A 15,640-nucleotide genomic window follows, 5' to 3' on the forward strand; every position below is an offset into this window, starting at 1 on the left:
CGCCCTCAGGCCAGTCGCGTCACCGTCACCGTGTCGATCACCGGTGCGTACGCGGAGCGTTGACCGTACTGGTTCCTGGAGTGGCCGTCGTGGTCCGGGAGTTCGTCGGCGGTGAAGGTGAGGGTGTTGGCGCCCTGGTCGAGGGTGACGGGGACGGAGAGGTCGTGAAAGTTGTTGAAGTGGAAGGTGGTGGGGAACAACACGCGCTGCGGGACCGAACCGTTGACCGCGATGTCGGCGTGGCGGCAGACCGGGTCCGGGTTGTAGTGGGTGGCCGGTGCCTGCTCGCCGTTGGAGTAGCGGATCGTGAGCGCGTGACGGCCGGCGCGCTCCGCCGCCACGGTGAGCGTGAGCGCGTTCGCGGGGCCGCCGCCGATGCCCTCGACCGCCTTGCCGCCCGTGGCGAACGTGTGGGCGCCGGTGACCCGGGCGCTGCCGGTCGTGGTGCCTTCCTCGGCCGGGTGCGTGGAGGCGGGGAGGAGGCCGCGCCCAGGCTCCGTCCGTAGGCGGTCCAGAACCAGTTGGTCCGAAGTGCCCGTGACGGTGACCTTGTTGATGCCCGACACGAGGAACAGGGGAGCCGGGGATCGTTCAACAATCCCCACGTTCTCCCCGTTGATCGTCAACTCGCCCTCCCCGGGGCCGATCCGATCGACGCTCACAGCCGCCTCCCCGTCCTCCGCCGCGTGCACCCAGAACGTGGCGGTGCCGCCCCGCGGCAGTACGACGACACCGGGGCCCGAGGCTCCGAGCTGCCCGTAGTCCACGCGAGCGCCACCGCCCAGCACCGCGAACTCCGCGTCGTACAGCGCGGGCGCGGTCACCTGGTCGTCGCGCAGGGCGAGGTCGAGCCGGTCGACGACCGCGTCGCCCCGCGTGACACCGAGGTCGTGGTCCTGCGCGGCGAGGGTGATCGTGTGCGCGCCGGCGGTCAGCTCGACCCGGGTGTCGGTGTGGCCCCACACCGCCCACTTGTAGCCGAGCGGCAACCGGAGTTCCCGCGGATCCCCGCCGTCGACGCGGAGGAACACGTTGGTGGGTCCCTGCTCGCGTACCGCGTCGGCCAGGTTGTAGGAGTTGGCGAAGACGCTCACGTCGTACGTCCCGTCCCGCGGGACCTCCACGGAGAAGACGAGCACGCCGTCGGAACCGGTGCGGAGTCCGCCCACGTGGTAGCCGGTCGAGCCCGCGAACTTGTCGACGTCGGACGGGGACCCTTCGGGCCCGTTCAGCGAGTGGCCGTCACCGATGTAGGCCGCGTCCTCCGCCTGGTACGAACGCCGCCAGTCGACCGAAGGCGGCAGCGCTACGGCTCCGTTGCCGCCCGGGGACAGGATCACCTGGTACGCCGACATCGCCTCCAGGTCGGTCAGACGCAGCGTCACTTTGCCGTCCACGACGGGGAGTTCGTGATCGGCGAGCCTCAACGGCTGTGCGGAGGCGCCGACTTGACCGGTCCAGGGGATCTCAATGAGCCGCACGTGGACGGTCGTACCGAAGACTTCGGGATCGACGTGCTCGAACACGACGTCCGCCGACCCGCCCGCGCCGCCGAGCAGCACCCGCGCCTGCCGCTTGGCGCGGTCGAGCGCGGCGACGCCTTGGAGTGTGTACTGGACGTTGGGGTGGGGCGCGGTGACCTGGACGGTGTTGCCCGTGAACTGCCCGTAGGCGTTGAAGAGCCACCACTGGCCGTTGCCCTTGTTGGCCTCCACCACCGAGTCGTTGAGGTTGCCGTCGATGTTCCAGTACGCCATGTCGGCGTCGACCTTGGACTCCTCGATCGCGGCGATCCACTGGATCATCTGGCCCGGGACGGACAAGTGGTAGTTGTGGGCGTACTCGTTGAGGTTGACGGGGAGCGGACCGATGCCCAACTCCCGTTCCAGCGCACGGTACTTGGCGACGCTCGTGCGGATCTCGTCGGGCGTGGACAGCTCGTGCCAGGTGATGACGTCGGGCAGTACGTCCTCGGCCTGGGCGAACTCCAGGAAGTCCCTGACCTCGTCGTACAGGAGGCAGGTGTTGGGGCCGGCGATGCGGGCGCCCGGGTCGAGTTCCTTGATGAGGCGGTGGATGTCCCGCCAGGCGGTGAAGTAGCGGCCCGGGTCGGTGTGCCAGGAGACCTGGTCGTAGCTCCACTCCCCCGTGCCGAACATGTTGCCCTCGGGCTCGTTGAACGGGACGTACACGACATGGGACTTGTACGCGCCGAGCGTCAGCACCTGGTCGACCTGGCGGCGGACGCGGGCCGTGAAGTCGGCGAGGCGCTCGGCTCCGGTGGCACCGGGCCATTCGTAGGGGAAGCCGCGGTAGATGTCGGTCATGTAGACGTAGACGTCCTGGCCGCCCGCCTCGACGAAGGGGCGGAGGATCTCCAGGGCGTCGGCACCCGGGTGCTGGGTGCCGTCCTGGGCCTTGGTGGAGACCGTGCGGACGTACATGCCCTCGACGGCGTTGCGGCTGGGGACGCCGTCGCCGTACAGGCCGTAAAGCGTGCCGCTCGCGCCTCCGTGGAAGGGGCCCGTGTCGGCGCCGAGGTCGATGGTGAGGTTCCCGGAAACAGGAGCGGCGGAGGCTGCGGTCGCCACGGCATCAATCCCTTGTTCGACATGTCGTACGCCAGTCGGTGTCCCGAACCGACGTGATCGAACGTAGGGAGATCACGCGACTCGCGTCAACGGTCCGTCGGCGCCCGCGCACGGCGGCTCAGACGCGCAGCATGCCCAGTCGGCCTTCCAGCTGGACCAGCAACTCGCCGAGCAGGGAGGCGAGTTCGCCCTGTCCGGGGGTGTCCAGGCCGGCGAGCACGGTCGTCTCGTAGGCGAGTTGCTCGGGCAGGATCGCGTCGACGAGGTCGCGCCCGGTGTCCGTGAGGCGGACGTGGGCGACGCGGCGGTCGCGGGTGTCGCCGCGCCGCTCGACCAGCCCGCGTTCGGTCAGCAGCTTGAGGCGCTTGGTGACGGCGGCACCCGAGGAGAAGGTCTCCCGGGTCAGCTCGCTCGGCGTCAGCTCGTGCCCGGTGCGCCGGAGCGCGCCGAGCAGGTCGAACTCGGGGCGGCTGAGCCCGGCCCGGCGCAGCGGCGCGTCCTCGGCCTGCTGGAGCAGGGCGGCGCACCGGTTGATCCGGCCGATGATCTCCATCGGGCCGGTGTCGAGGTCGGGGTGCACGGCCTGCCACTGCCCGACGACGGCGGCGACGGTGTCCCGCCGGTTCGCACTCGGAGGGGCCGGGCGGGCCGCGCCGTCCCCGTCGACCGGCCGTCCGTTCATTGCCGTCATCCCCGTACGCCCTCCGTCTTTCCGCCCGTACCCCGATCCACGGTCGGCCAGGAGTGCGACTCCCGGCGTCGTACCGTCGCGGCGAGCGTACGGTGTCCGGACTGTTCGGCGAGCACGACCCGCTCCTGCGGCAGGGCGCGCTGCCACCACTCGCCGGACGCGGCGTCGACGGTGGCCCGCAGTTCGACGAGCGCGGCGGCGAGCGCGCGGTGCGCTGATTCCAGGCTCCCGCGCGCGGGAGCCTGCTCCGCCAGCAGGCGCGCGGCCCGCTCCCGGGCCCGTTCGACCGCGGTCAGCGCCTCCTCGATACGGTCGGTCGCGCGCCGGTTGGTGACGACGGCCGCGGCGACGAGGCCGACCAGCGCGCCGACGAGGGTGTCGACGACCCGCTCGGCGATCAGCTCACCGGGCTGCTGCGCCCGCGCGAACTCCGTGATGAGCAACGCCATCGGGGTCACACAGACGCTGCCGAGCCAGTAGTTGCGGCCGATCAGCGCCTCCGCACCGAAGTTGAAGGCGAGGCAGCACAGCACGAGGGCCGCCGGATGCGCGTGGGCGAGCGGCGCGACCGCGGCGAAGACGAGCACTCCGGCGAGGTTCCCGACGACCCGCTGCACACCCCGTCCCCAGGTGAGCGTGATGTTCGCCTGGTAGAGGGAGGCGGCGGTGACGAGGGCCCAGTAAGGGCGGCCGACGCCGAGGGCGAGCGATACGTATCCGGCGAGCGCGCAGCCGAGCGCCGTGCGCAGCACGAGCGGGGTCAGCGGACCGAGCCTGGTCCACAACAGGCGGGCGGGGGCGGCCAGTTCGGCGTCCACACCGAGGAGTTCGTCCACGGCGTCGGCCGGGACGTCGGTCCGCGGGACCGGTCCCCTGCCGCGCAGTTCGCGGGCCCAGGTGCGCAGCCGCTCCGGGTCGGCGTCGGCGGGCGCGGCGAGCGCTACCTCGGCACGGACGAGGAGGCGTTCGAGAGCGCGTCGGGGCGGGGTACGGGTGCCGGTGGCGAGGAGGGAGTGCCAGGCCGCGTGGACGGCGGCCGCGGCGGTGGCACGCGCGCGTGCGTCCCCGTCTCCGGTGCCGTGCGTGGCCGCGTACGTCGCGGCGGCGTTCAGCGCCTGGGCGGTGGCGCGGCGCTCGGGGCCGTGGGGGCGGACGAGTGCGGGGGCCATGCCGACGAGCCATGCCCAGGCACCCGCTGCGGCGGCGAGCGCGAGGTGGCCGGGGACCTGGTCGATTGTCTGCGGTGCGAAGAGCGAGGCGGAGCTGATGAAGGTGAGGACCACGTTGCCGGGCGGGCCGATCCGGGTCGCGTCGCACAGTCCCTTCTGTACGGCGGCCAGGGCGGCGCCGACCGTGACCAGCACGACGGCGTTGGTGGTGAGGGAGGCCGTGACGAGCGCGACGGCGAGGCCGGCGATCATGCCGAGCACCACCCAGACCAGGGCGCGGGCCCGGGCGGCGTAGGGCTTGTTGTGGGCGTAGAGCGCGCACAAGGAGCCGGCCATCGTGTACATCGCCAGGTCGAGGCGGCCGAGGGCCAGCAGGGTCAGGTTGGGCGGGGCGACCGAGGCGACCGCGCTGAGAGCGGGCTTGAACCAGATGTCGGACGGCCGGCCGAGGCGCAGCACGCCGGTGAGCGGGAGACGTCGGACGCGTGGGGTGGGGGCGGGGGTCGCACTGCTCATGGGAAACAAGTTTAGCAGGTGTTTTACTCGTGAAATATTTTTGTCGGGGAGGCCGCCAGGGCGCCATTGACCTGCCTCGCTCCGTCGAGTGCTCCCCATGTACACCGTTGCGCTTGATTGCGCCCCGTGCGGCACGGGCATCCTGTGACCGAACGTCGACGGAGAGCGAAATCCGGGGCGGAACGGGGGACGCGCGTGCATGGTGGACCGGCTTCGCCCGGCTGGCTGTTGGTCGCGCTGTGCGCGGCGACCGGGGCCTACTGCCTGCTGCGGATGCGCAGCCCCGTCGAGGAACAGCGCCGGGCCGCGGGCGGCGAGGCGCTGATGGGCTTCGGCATGGCCGCGATGGCCGTGCCGGCCGCGGTGTTCACGCCCCCGTCCTGGGCGTGGCCCGGCTACGCGGCGGTGTTCGGCGCGGCGGCGCTGCGCGCGCTGTGGTCGGCGCGCAGGAGCCCGCACCATGTGCACCATCTGCTGGGCACCGCGGCCATGGTCTACATGGCGCTCGCGATGGCCGCCTCGCCCGCGCACCACCACGAGCACGGCGACTCCGGAGTCCCGCTCGTGACGGGCGCGTTGCTCCTCTACTTCGTGGGATACGTGCTGCTGTCGGGCATCCGGCTGGTGCCCGTCGCCGGAGCGGTCACCGGCACGGCTGTCGGCGGCGGGAGCGTCGGCTGGGGCGACCGGCCGGAGCTGGCGCGGGCGTGCCGGCTGTCGATGGGGATCGGCATGGTCGCGATGTTGCTGACCCTCTAGGCAAGGCAGGCGCGGCTGTACGAAATCGTGGTCTGCGTCACTTTGCCGTAACAAGCCGTACCCCTGATCACCGCGGCGCTCATAGGGTGCTCCCATGATGGTCCCCGCGGCACTGTTGCTGCTCGGCGCCTTGGCCGCCGTTGTCGCCCCACGGCTGCTCGCCCGGGCCGACTGGCCGGACCATGAGCCGGTGCTCGCGCTGTGGGTGTGGCAGTGCGTGGTGGCGGCCGTACTCCTGTGCTGTGCCCTGTCGATGACGCTCAGCGCGGCCGCCGCGTGGCAGGCGGTGCGCGGCCATGTGTTCGCCAACGCCCCCCACGCGGTCGTGGACGCCTATCCCCTTGTGACGACCGGGCCTTGGGCCGCCACGACCGCCGTGGCCCTCGCGTGCGGCGGGGCGTGGACCGCGGCGATGCTGGTCCGTGAGGTCGTACGGGCCCGGGCGCGCCGTCGGCTGCGGAGGGCCGAACTCCTCGTCCGCGCACCGGTGTTGCCCGGCGAGGCGCCGGGTGCCGAGCCGCTGGTCATCCTGGAGGGGGAACGGCCGGACGCGTGGTGGATGGCCGGTACCGCGCCCCAACTGGTCATCACCACGGCCGCGTTGAGGCGCCTCAAGGGGCGGCAACTGGACTCGCTGCTCGCGCACGAACAGGGGCACGCGCAGGCACGGCACGACTGGTTGCTGCACTGCTCGGGCGCGCTCGCGAACGGGTTTCCGCAGGTGCCGGTGTTCGCCGCGTTCCGGGACGAGATGCACCGGCTGGTCGAACTCGCCGCCGACGACATGGCCTCCCGCCGCTTCGGCCGCCTCACGACCGCCCTCGCCCTGGTCGAACTCAACGAGGACCGCGGGGTGTTCGGGCCGTGCCCCACTCCGCACGCCCATGTCCCACATCGGGTGAACCGGCTCCTCACTCCCCCGGACCGCCTCACGGCGATGCGCCGCCTGGGCTGGACCGCGACGGCGGCACTGGTGCCGGTGGTTCCGGTACTGGTGGCGTTCGTGCCGGGGTTGCGGGCGCTGGGCTGAGCAAGAGCCGGGAGAGGGCGGAGAAGGCACCGCGGTCAGGGCAGGCAAGGGGCGAGTGGAATGTGGCCCCCGAGTCGGGTTGGCTCCGCCCGCCGCGAGTCGGCGAGGATCGTCCCATGCACTACCCGCCCCGCCCGACTCTCCGACAGACCGGCATCACCCTCGCCCTGTGCTCCGCGCTGCTCCTCACTCTCGTCGCGGTGGAGTGGCGTCCACTGATCGACGTCGACGAGCGGGTCGCCCGGACCACGCATCGCTGGGCGGTCGAGAACCACGGCCTGACGCATACGTTCCGCATCCTGACGGACTGGGTCTGGGACCCGCTGACCCTGCGCCTCGTGTGTGCGGTCGCCATGGTGTGGCTGGTGTGGCGCCGTTCGGCATGGTGGACGGCGCTATGGCTGGCGGCCACATGTGCGCTGGGCACCCTGTTCCAACAGACCCTGAAGGCACTGGTCGACCGCCCCCGCCCGGTATGGCCCGACCCCGTCGACTCGGCCCACTACGCCGCCTTCCCCTCGGGCCATGCCATGACCGCCACGGTGGTCTGCGGCCTGTTGCTGTGGCTGCTCCACGACTACGGCGCCGGACGCGCTGTGTGGCGTACGGCCATGACCCTGGCCGTGATCTCCGTCGCGGGTGTGGGACTCACCCGTGTGTGGCTGGGCGTGCACTGGCCGTCGGATGTGGTGGGCGGGTGGGTACTGGGGGCGTTCGTGGTGGCGGTGGCTGTGGGGGTGTACGAACGGTCGGGGGAGCGCGGCCGGGGATCTGAACGCCGGGCCGGAGTGAGCGTGTGACGTGTGCCAGGGGCGCCGATGTGCTGGGTGCACGCGCAATCGACCAGGCCGGTATCGGCCTTCCCGCCGAGTGGAATGCCGCTGCGTAAGATCACCGCATGAATGCCGTCCTCTTCGACTTCTCCGGAACCCTCTTCCGTATCGAGTCCACCGAGTCCTGGCTGCGTGCCGTGTTGCGTGAGACCGGGATCGCGCTGCCGGAACCGGAGTTGGCCGAGGCGGCGCGGGCGCTGGAGGTGGCGGGGGCGATGCCGGGCGGTGCGCAGCCGGAGCAACTGCCCGAGGAGTTCGCGGAGGTGTGGGCGATCCGGGACGAGAGTTCCGCGCTGCACCGGGCGGCGTACACCGGCGTCTCCCGTCAAGTCCCGCTCCCCGACCCGGCGTTGCACGACGCGCTGTACGACCGGCACATGGCGCCGGCCGCGTGGACGCCGTACCCGGACACCGAAGACGTGCTGCGGACCCTGCACGAGCGTGGGATCGGCGTGGGTGTGGTCAGCAACATCGGCTGGGATCTGCGGCCGGTGTTCCGCGAGCACGGGCTCGACGCGTACGTGGACGCGTACGTCCTGTCGTACGAACACGGCATCCAGAAGCCGGACCCACGGTTGTTCACCGTCGCCTGTGAGGCGCTCGGCGTCGACCCGAAGGACGTGCTGATGGTCGGTGACGACCGGCGGGCGGACGGCGGGGCGGCGGCCCTGGGGTGCGGGGTCCACTTCGTGGACCACCGGTTGGTGACGGAGCGGCCGGACGGTCTGCGACCTGTGCTTGAACTGGTCGGGCAGGGGCGGGAGCAGGGCGAGCTTCAGGGCTGACCCAGTCAGTACGCGCGAACACCCTCGCAATCAGCACGCGGGGACACTCGGAACAATCGTCAATTGCAGGTTGACGATGAGGGATCGTCAATTTAAAGTTGACGCATGAGCCCACTCGACATCAGCCTCGCCGATCTGATCGCCCGTCTCGACGAGGAGCTCCCCGACACCGACGAACTGGCCCGCATCAGCGAAGCGCGACTGCGTGCCCAGACCCTGTCCGACCTCGGTGACCAGCTCATCGACCACTACGTCAGCAAGGCCAAGCAGGTCGGCGCGTCGTGGACCGAGATCGGCGACGCCATCGGAGTGTCCAAGCAGGCCGCCCAGCAGCGCCACGCACCCGGCCCTTTCGAGCGGTACACCAACCTGAACCGGCACAGCATCGTGCTCGCGCAGGAAGCCGCCCGAACGCACAAGCACGACTCCATCGGCACCGAACACCTCCTGCTCGGCCTGCTCGGCGAACCGCGGGGCCTGGCGTACGAGGTGCTGGTGGCGAAGACCGAGTCGGAACAGCGCGTCCGTGACGCGATCGCGGAAGCGCTGCCGCCGGCCGGAAAGAAGGCGCTGCGGGGTCACATCGCGTTCCGGCCGGAGAGCAAGGAGGCCATCGGGCAGGCCCGCCGCGCGGCGGCCGACCTCGGCCACGACTGGGTCGGCACGGAACACGCACTGCTGGGCCTGATCCGCGTCGAGGAGAGCCCGGCCGCGCAGATCCTGCACGACCTCGGCTTCACGTCGGACGAACTGCACGAGACGGTCAGGACCGAGATCACCAACAGGCTTGCCGCGCGCGGCGAGTAGCGACGAAGCAATCAGCAGGAGCGACACGGGACGCAACGATCAGCGGCCGCGGAGCACCGGGCCGCCGCGGCCACCCCACCCGTCACCTCACGTCAGCTCACCCCTGATACCCCTCCACCTCGGACTCCGGCCGCACCCGCGCCTCGTCCGGGTTCTCCCCGAACTCCACCTTGGCGCGGCGCTGGCGCAACAGGTCCCAGCACTGGTCGAGTTCACGTTCCAGTTGCCCGAGGCGCTGATGCTCCGTGGCGCTGTCGATCGCGCCGGACGCGACGGCCTCCCGGAGCTTGCGCTCGTCGTCGACCATCTCGTTGATCCGCGCGAAGATCTGCTGGTCCTGCTCCATGCCCGTGCGCCTCCTCGGCTCGACACCCGTGCCCACTCTAGGGACGGATCACGTGCCGTGCGACAGATGTGCGAGAAGGCGGCGCCGGACGCCGGTTCAAAGGTCGCCCGAGGAAACCATTGGGGTGAAAAGGAGCCGCCCGCCTGAGACGATCCCCCGCGTCGCCCCAGACGGACGGCAGCATGCGCCAGGCCCCCTCGATGGGAGACCCGGACGTCCTGAGTATAGTTGGCTGATAGCCAGTCAACGCAGGAGTTACAGCATGTCCCCGCGAAGCGCATCGGTCAATGAAGAGTTGCGCAGGCGTTCCCGGGAACGGCTCCTGCACGCGGCCGTGGAGCTGGTCAGCGAGCATGGCTACGAGGCCACGACCTTGGGCGACATCGCGGACCGGGCCGGCTCGGCGCGCGGACTGGTGTCGTACTACTTCCCCGGAAAGCGCCAGCTCGTGCAGTCCGCCGTGCACCGCCTGATGCACCGCACGCTGGAGGAGGCCCTGGAGCGCGAGCCCCGGACCGACGACGGGCGGGAGCGGATGGCGCGGGCCATCGACGCGATCCTGGGCCTCGCGCACGACCGGCCCGTGCTGATGCGCCAGCACATGGCGGGGCTCCTCCAGGGTGAGGGCTTCGTGCAGTGCCCGGAGCAGCGGCGCCTGTCCGAACTGCTCGGGCAGACGATCGCGCGGTACGGGTCGGGGAACGTCCCCTCCGACTACCCCATGCTGCGCGCGCTGCTCATGGGCGCGGTCTACTCGGCGCTCGTACCCGGGGTGCCCATGCCGATTCCGGTGCTGCGCACAGAGTTGTTCGAACGGTACGGGCTCGACTGGGAGTTGGGGATCCCGCCGGAGTCCGCCGCGCGGGCCGGAGCGCCCGACCCGGACCTCTCACGGTTCTTCGCGACGGACGACAGGTCCACACTCCCGCCCATCTCCCCACCCACGCCAGGGAGTTCGGCCGACGACCGGCCGACCGAGCCCCCCGACGCGTAACTGCCCTGCTCAGCGCCGCGCGTGACGAGGCGTCAGAAACCCGGCGTCCCGCGCCTGCGAGATGAGCCGGAGAGACCGGCGCCGACTGTGCCCGGTCGCGCACATCACCGCGAGGACGGGATCAGCCCCCTCCTCCTGCGCGGCCCGATACTCCTGGGCGATCTGCCATCGCCCCTCGATGCCGCGCGGCCAGGCCGGCCGGGCCCGGCGCGCTCCGCCCGACTCCGTCCACTCCTCCCCCTCCGCAGGCACCGGTTCCAGCCCGCACGCCTCGAAGAGCGGCCCCTCAAGCCAGTCGGCCAGCACCGTCAAGTCGTCGAGAGACAGGGCCGGTTGGGCCCGTACGTCCTCGACGGAGACGGTCTGCTCGCACACCACGGCGAGCGCGTCGACCCGGGCGCCGTCTGGGAAGGCGAGCCGGACGTGGAACCACGAGGTGGCGCCGTCGTGCTCCTGCACTTCCCACGCGGGCCACACGGACACCGCCCCGTCCGACGGAGAGCGATCAGAAAGATTAACGAAGGATGCTTCTAGCACATACGCAACGTAACCGCATGATCACATTCCATACGAACGGACACGCGCGCCCCAAGCGCGTACGGGTCCGTTCGGCACCCTGTCAGCGGAGCACCGGTGGTGCGATCCTGGAGTCGTCAGTGGTCTGGCGAATCAGCGTTCTCCTGTGTGCCTGACGGGTGAGGAGTTCCGCCGTGCTGCGTGTCGCCGTCGTCGGCTCCGGGCCGAGCGGGGTCTACACCGCCCAGAGTCTGGTCCAGCTGGAGCCCGGGGTGCTGGTCGACGTCCTCGACCGGCTGCCGTGCCCGTACGGTCTGGTGCGCTACGGCGTGGCACCGGACCACGAGAAGATCAAGTCGCTGCAGAACAACCTGCGGGCGGTCCTGGAGCACGGGCGGGTGCGGTTCCTCGGCGGGGTGCTCGTGGGGCCCGGCGGACTGTCGGCCGTGCGGCTGCGGGAATTGTACGACGCGGTCGTGTACTGCGTGGGCGCCGCCACCGACCGCCACCTGGGGATTCCCGGCGAGGAGCTGCCGGGCAGCTGGTCGGCGACCGAGTTCGTGTCCTGGTACAGCGCCCACCCCGACTCCACCGCCGACGGTTTCGTGCTCGGCGCGCGCTCGGCCGTGGTCATCGGCGTGGGCAATGTCGCGGTGGACGTCACGCGGATACTGGCGCGCGGCGCGGCCGAGTTGAGCCGTACGGACATCCCGCAGGCGGCCCTCACCGCCCTGGCCGCGAGCGGGATCAGGGACGTCCACATGGTCGGCCGGCGCGGCCCCTCGCAGGCCCGCTTCACCACCAAGGAGCTGCGCGAACTGGGCGGGCTCCCGGGCACCGAAGTGACCGTGGATCCGGCCGAGTTGGCGCTCGACCCGGGCTGTCTCGACCTCTCCGCCCTGCCCGGCGCCCAGCGTCGCAACGTGGAGGCGCTGCGCAACTGGGCCGTGCTCCCTCCCCAGGGCGCCCCACGCCGTATCCACTTCCGCTTCTTCCTCCGACCCGTCGAACTCCTCGCCGACGCTGGGCGCGTGGGCGCCGTGCGCTTCGAACGCACCGCGCCGGACGGGCGAGGCGGAGTGGTCGGCACGGGCCAATTCGAGGAGATCGAGGCACAGTTGGTGCTGCGTTCGGTGGGCTATCGCGGGGTGCCGCTGGACGGGCTGCCGTTCGACGCCGAGCACGGCACCGTGCCGCACCTGGCGGGCCGTGTCGTACGCGAGGGACGGACCGTACCCGGCGAGTACGTGGCCGGCTGGATCAAACGGGGCCCGACCGGCGTCATCGGCACCAACCGCCCGGACGCCAAGGAGACAGTGACGTCCCTGCTCGCCGACGCCTCCATGCTCGTCCGACAGGATCCGACCGAGGACCCGCTCCCCGCCCTGCGCGCCGAAGGGATCGAGCCGGTCGAGTGGGGCGGGTGGGAGGCCATCGAGCGGGCCGAGGCGGAGTTGGGGGCCTCGCTCGGGCGGGGTGGTGTGGTCAAACTGCCGGACTGGGACGCCCTGCTGGCGGCGGTGCGTGAGGCGCGCACATAGAGGTATGTGGGGCGCACACATAGCAGCTGGGCAAGACACACGGCGGCAACAACCCAGAAATCAACAAACTGTTCAAGGCGCCTACGGTCTCGAACTGTTCGCACGTTTCCCCCCTCTCCGCCGCTCAGGAGTGCCCATGGCCACGACCACACCCGTGCATCCCGTCGACGAGGTCCCACCCGTACGGCAACTGGCCGCCTTCGGGCTCCAGCACGTGCTCGCGATGTACGCGGGCGCGGTCGCGGTGCCGCTGATCGTCGGCGGGGCGATGAAGCTGTCGGCCGCCGATCTGGCGTATCTGATCACCGCGGACCTGCTGGTGTGCGGGATAGCGACGCTCATCCAGTGCGTAGGCTTCTGGCGCTTCGGCGTACGGCTGCCGATCATGCAGGGCTGCACGTTCGCCGCGGTGTCGCCGATGGTGCTGATCGGCACGACGGGCGGCGGACTGCCCGCGATCTACGGCTCCGTGATCATCGCCGGGCTCGCCATCGCGCTCCTGGCCCCCGTCTTCGGCAGGCTGCTGCGCTTCTTCCCGCCGCTGGTCACCGGCACGGTGATCCTGATCATCGGTCTGTCACTGCTGCCGGCGGCGGGCAACTGGGCGGCCGGCGGTCAGGGCGCGAAGGACTTCGGCGAGCCGAAGAACATCGCCCTCGCCGCGTTCGTCCTCGCGGTCGTCCTCGGTGTGCAGCGGTTCGCGCCGGCCTTCCTCAGCCGGATCGCGGTACTGATCGGCATGGCCGTGGGGCTGGTGGCCGCGGTCGTGTTCGGGTTCACGGACGTCAGCGGGGTCGGGGACGCCGACTGGGTCGGCATCAGCACCCCGTTCCACTTCGGTACGCCCACCTTCCACGCCTCGGCGATCGTGTCGATGCTGGTGGTGGCGCTGGTGACGATGACCGAGACGACCGGTGACCTGATCGCGGTCGGCGAGATGACCGACCGCAAGATAGAGCCGCGCTCCCTCGCGGACGGCCTGCGCGCCGATGGCTTGTCCACCGTCCTCGGCGGCATCTTCAACACCTTCCCGTACACGGCGTACGCCCAGAACGTCGGCCTCGTCGGCATGACCCGGGTCCGCAGCCGCTGGGTCGTCGCGGTCGCCGGTGGCATCCTCGTCGTCCTCGGCCTGCTGCCCAAGCTTGGCGCGGTCGTCGCGGCGATACCGGCGCCGGTGCTCGGTGGCGCGGGACTGGTCATGTTCGGCACGGTCGCCGCGAGCGGTCTGCGCACCCTGACCCAGGTCGACTTCAAGGACAACCACAACCTCACGGTCATCGCCGTCTCGGTGGCCGTGGGCGTGCTCCCGGTCGGGGTGCCGACGATCTACGCGCAGTTCCCGGACTGGTTCCAGACGGTGCTGAACAGCGGCATCAGCGCGGGCTGCCTGACGGCGATCGTGCTGAACCTTCTCTTCAACCACCTGCCGACGAAGGGGAGTTCACCCGCCACCAGCACTGCGGCTCCCGCCGGCGTTGTCGCGGAGGAGCCGGTCGTCTAGGGCCTGTCCGGCGGATGCTGTCGCAGACGCGGGGCGTGGCACGCACTCCCCCACCGCCCAAAGCGCGTGGGCCCCAACGGCGTTGCCGTCGGCCGCCGACTCCCCCACTGTCGGCGCCCGCGGCGACAACCGCTGATATCCACGTCCGCTCCGTCTCGCGGCCGGAGGCACGACGCCTCACTCATCAGCGCTGATCAGGCACCGCCGATGTCCTGCGCCCTGATCAGCGCAGCAGTCCGGCGGGGACCGTCGCGGCCAACACCCCGTACCCCGCCGGATTGAGATGCAGCCAGTCGCCGACCTGGAGGGACGGGAGCAGTCGGCGCGGGTCGGCGGGGTCGCGCACGGCGCGGTCGAAGTCGAGGACCGCGTCGAAGCAACCGGCCGTGCGGATCCAGGAGTTGACCGCCTGGCGGGCGGACTCGCGTTCGCCCGCCGGGTCGTCGTAGGTGTTGCCGCCGAAGGGGAGCAGGGTCGCGCCGTAGACGCGGATTCCCTGGGCGTGGGCGCGGACGACGATCTGGCCGTAGGCGGCCAACAGGTCTTCCGCGACCCGGTGTTGGGCGGCGGGGGTCGCGTCGGCGGTGCCGATGTCGTTGACGCCCTCGAAGACGATGAGGCGGGTGACTCCGCTGCGGGACAGGACGTCGCGGTCGAGGCGGGCGAGGACGTTGGGGCCGAGGCCGTCGTTGAGGACGCGGTTGCCCCCGGCGGCCTGGTTCAGGATCGCCACGGACGCGGTGGCGGGGTGGGTGCGGAGGCGGTCGTAGAGCTGGTCGGGCCAGCGGTCGTTGGCGTTGGTCGTGGAGCCCCGGCCGTCGGTGAGCGAGTCGCCCAGGATCGCTACGGCCGTGGTGGCGCGCGGGGCCAGGATCTCGACGTCGCTCAGCAGATACCAGTGGTCGACCGGGGTCGCCCCGGGCAGCAGGTCCTGGTCCTCGGTGTGGTCGCCGCTGCGGAGGTACGACGTCGTGCGCGAGCCTGGGTGCGAGGTGAGCGCGAGCGAGGGCTGGCCCGTCGCCAGGTACGTCGTCACGGTCAGGACGGATGCCGGGCGCAGGTCCAAGTCCAGTGGGTCGGAGACCAGTTGGGCGCCTACGGGGACGGTTGCCGATCTGCGTCCGACGAAGGTGACCGGTCTGCTGCTGCCGGGCACGATCGCGCTCGCCCCCGCCTTGCCGTCCTGCGGGAGCGCCAGCGTCACCGCGGTGAGCGGGAGCGGGGTGTCGCCGTAGGCGTTGGAGAAGCGCAGGCGCAGCTTCCGACCTCCGGTGGTGATGCGCAGTGTCTGGCGCAGGGTGGTGTCGACGAGGACCGACCTGGTCCCGGTGAACGGCGCGGGTGGCAGGTTGGCGGGTTCGGTGAGCTGGGGCATCGCCGTCCAGGTGTCCACCCAGTGCGTAACGGGAGGGGCCGAACTCCCTTCGGCGCGTGCCGGGTTGGTAGTGACCAGTGTCGACAGTGCCGTTGTCGTCGTGGCGACGATCGCTGTCCGTCTCGTTGGCTGCACGGAACCGGCCTTCCTCTGGCGGGAGTTGGGGGCGGGGGTGCGTGCCGG

14 protein-coding genes are annotated in these 15,640 nt (G+C 71.2%); 8 read left to right on the forward strand and 6 right to left on the reverse strand.

All coding sequences use genetic code 11. The features are described from left to right. Positions 1–5: 5 nt before the first annotated feature. The 3 genes from OG496_RS08855 to OG496_RS08865 all read right to left on the reverse strand — a co-directional run bounded on the left by OG496_RS08855 (position 6) and on the right by OG496_RS08865 (position 4,967). Positions 6–2,600, reverse strand: coding sequence for a cellulosome protein (locus OG496_RS08855; RefSeq protein WP_405976584.1), 2,595 nt, complete (start codon positions 2,598–2,600; stop codon positions 6–8). Positions 2,601–2,709: 109 nt separating this feature from the next. After that, the gene (locus OG496_RS08860) at positions 2,710–3,282 is read right to left on the reverse strand and encodes a MarR family winged helix-turn-helix transcriptional regulator (RefSeq protein ID WP_405970315.1); all 573 of its coding nucleotides are present in this window, start codon (positions 3,280–3,282) and stop codon (positions 2,710–2,712) included. Beyond that, entirely contained in the window at positions 3,279–4,967 is a 1,689-nt protein-coding gene (locus OG496_RS08865) for an FUSC family protein (protein ID WP_405970316.1), read from the reverse strand. Before OG496_RS08865 ends, OG496_RS08860 begins: the two co-directional genes overlap by 4 nt. Before the next feature lie 195 nt (positions 4,968–5,162). Here OG496_RS08865 and OG496_RS08870 point away from each other — a divergent pair, with 195 nt between their 5' ends. From OG496_RS08870 to OG496_RS08890, 5 genes are all read left to right on the forward strand, one after another. Then, a complete protein-coding gene (locus OG496_RS08870; RefSeq protein WP_405970317.1) occupies positions 5,163–5,726 on the forward strand; it encodes a DUF5134 domain-containing protein in 564 nt (187 codons plus the stop codon). Positions 5,727–5,820: 94 nt separating this feature from the next. After that, positions 5,821–6,756 carry a M56 family metallopeptidase gene (locus tag OG496_RS08875; protein WP_405970318.1) on the forward strand — a complete coding sequence of 312 codons (936 nt, stop codon included), beginning with the start codon at positions 5,821–5,823 and terminating at the stop codon, positions 6,754–6,756. A 116-nt stretch (positions 6,757–6,872) separates the two neighbouring features. After that, entirely contained in the window at positions 6,873–7,556 is a 684-nt protein-coding gene (locus OG496_RS08880) for a phosphatase PAP2 family protein (protein WP_405970319.1), read from the forward strand. 98 nt (positions 7,557–7,654) lie between these two features. Then, complete coding sequence (locus OG496_RS08885; protein ID WP_405970320.1) at positions 7,655–8,374, forward strand: HAD family hydrolase; 720 nt, start codon at positions 7,655–7,657, stop codon at positions 8,372–8,374. Between the two features lie 105 nt (positions 8,375–8,479). Next, positions 8,480–9,181 (forward strand): Clp protease N-terminal domain-containing protein, encoded by a 702-nt coding sequence (locus OG496_RS08890; RefSeq protein WP_405970321.1) that lies wholly within the window; start codon positions 8,480–8,482, stop codon positions 9,179–9,181. 97 nt (positions 9,182–9,278) lie between these two features. On the opposite strand, the gene OG496_RS08895 is transcribed toward OG496_RS08890, so the two are convergent. After that, positions 9,279–9,527: a DUF2630 family protein gene (locus OG496_RS08895; protein WP_033278377.1), complete on the reverse strand. Its 249-nt coding sequence runs from the start codon at positions 9,525–9,527 to the stop codon at positions 9,279–9,281. 262 nt (positions 9,528–9,789) lie between these two features. Here OG496_RS08895 and OG496_RS08900 point away from each other — a divergent pair, with 262 nt between their 5' ends. Continuing rightward, on the forward strand, positions 9,790–10,521 hold the full coding sequence (locus OG496_RS08900; RefSeq protein WP_405970322.1) for a TetR/AcrR family transcriptional regulator: 732 nt from the start codon (positions 9,790–9,792) through the stop codon (positions 10,519–10,521). A gap of 9 nt (positions 10,522–10,530) precedes the next feature. Here OG496_RS08900 and OG496_RS08905 read toward each other — a convergent pair whose 3' ends face one another. Next, positions 10,531–11,004 carry a DUF6214 family protein gene (locus tag OG496_RS08905; RefSeq protein ID WP_405970323.1) on the reverse strand — a complete coding sequence of 158 codons (474 nt, stop codon included), beginning with the start codon at positions 11,002–11,004 and terminating at the stop codon, positions 10,531–10,533. A 227-nt stretch (positions 11,005–11,231) separates the two neighbouring features. Between OG496_RS08905 and OG496_RS08910 the strand changes: the two genes are divergently transcribed. After that, positions 11,232–12,578 carry an FAD-dependent oxidoreductase gene (locus OG496_RS08910; RefSeq protein WP_405970324.1) on the forward strand — a complete coding sequence of 449 codons (1,347 nt, stop codon included), beginning with the start codon at positions 11,232–11,234 and terminating at the stop codon, positions 12,576–12,578. Between the two features lie 136 nt (positions 12,579–12,714). Then, positions 12,715–14,082: a nucleobase:cation symporter-2 family protein gene (locus OG496_RS08915; RefSeq protein WP_405970325.1), complete on the forward strand. Its 1,368-nt coding sequence runs from the start codon at positions 12,715–12,717 to the stop codon at positions 14,080–14,082. Positions 14,083–14,305: 223 nt separating this feature from the next. Here the strand turns inward: OG496_RS08915 and OG496_RS08920 are convergent, their stop codons facing one another. Next, positions 14,306–15,592 carry an SGNH/GDSL hydrolase family protein gene (locus tag OG496_RS08920; protein WP_405970326.1) on the reverse strand — a complete coding sequence of 429 codons (1,287 nt, stop codon included), beginning with the start codon at positions 15,590–15,592 and terminating at the stop codon, positions 14,306–14,308. Positions 15,593–15,640: the final 48 nt, after the last annotated feature.

This window comes from Streptomyces sp. NBC_00988, from assembly GCF_045162645.1.
Lineage (GTDB): Bacteria > Actinomycetota > Actinomycetes > Streptomycetales > Streptomycetaceae > Streptomyces.

Excerpts from the sequence above, each read along its gene's own strand:
- OG496_RS08860 (WP_405970315.1), bottom strand. The coding sequence starts at position 3,282 with ATGACGGCAATGAACGGACGGCCGGTCGACGGGGACGGCGCGGCCCGC.
- OG496_RS08865 (WP_405970316.1), bottom strand. The coding sequence starts at position 4,967 with ATGAGCAGTGCGACCCCCGCCCCCACCCCACGCGTCCGACGTCTCCCG.
- OG496_RS08875 (WP_405970318.1), top strand. The coding sequence starts at position 5,821 with ATGATGGTCCCCGCGGCACTGTTGCTGCTCGGCGCCTTGGCCGCCGTT.
- OG496_RS08880 (WP_405970319.1), top strand. The coding sequence starts at position 6,873 with ATGCACTACCCGCCCCGCCCGACTCTCCGACAGACCGGCATCACCCTC.
- OG496_RS08885 (WP_405970320.1), top strand. The coding sequence starts at position 7,655 with ATGAATGCCGTCCTCTTCGACTTCTCCGGAACCCTCTTCCGTATCGAG.
- OG496_RS08890 (WP_405970321.1), top strand. The coding sequence starts at position 8,480 with ATGAGCCCACTCGACATCAGCCTCGCCGATCTGATCGCCCGTCTCGAC.
- OG496_RS08895 (WP_033278377.1), bottom strand. The coding sequence starts at position 9,527 with ATGGAGCAGGACCAGCAGATCTTCGCGCGGATCAACGAGATGGTCGAC.
- OG496_RS08900 (WP_405970322.1), top strand. The coding sequence starts at position 9,790 with ATGTCCCCGCGAAGCGCATCGGTCAATGAAGAGTTGCGCAGGCGTTCC.
- OG496_RS08915 (WP_405970325.1), top strand. The coding sequence starts at position 12,715 with ATGGCCACGACCACACCCGTGCATCCCGTCGACGAGGTCCCACCCGTA.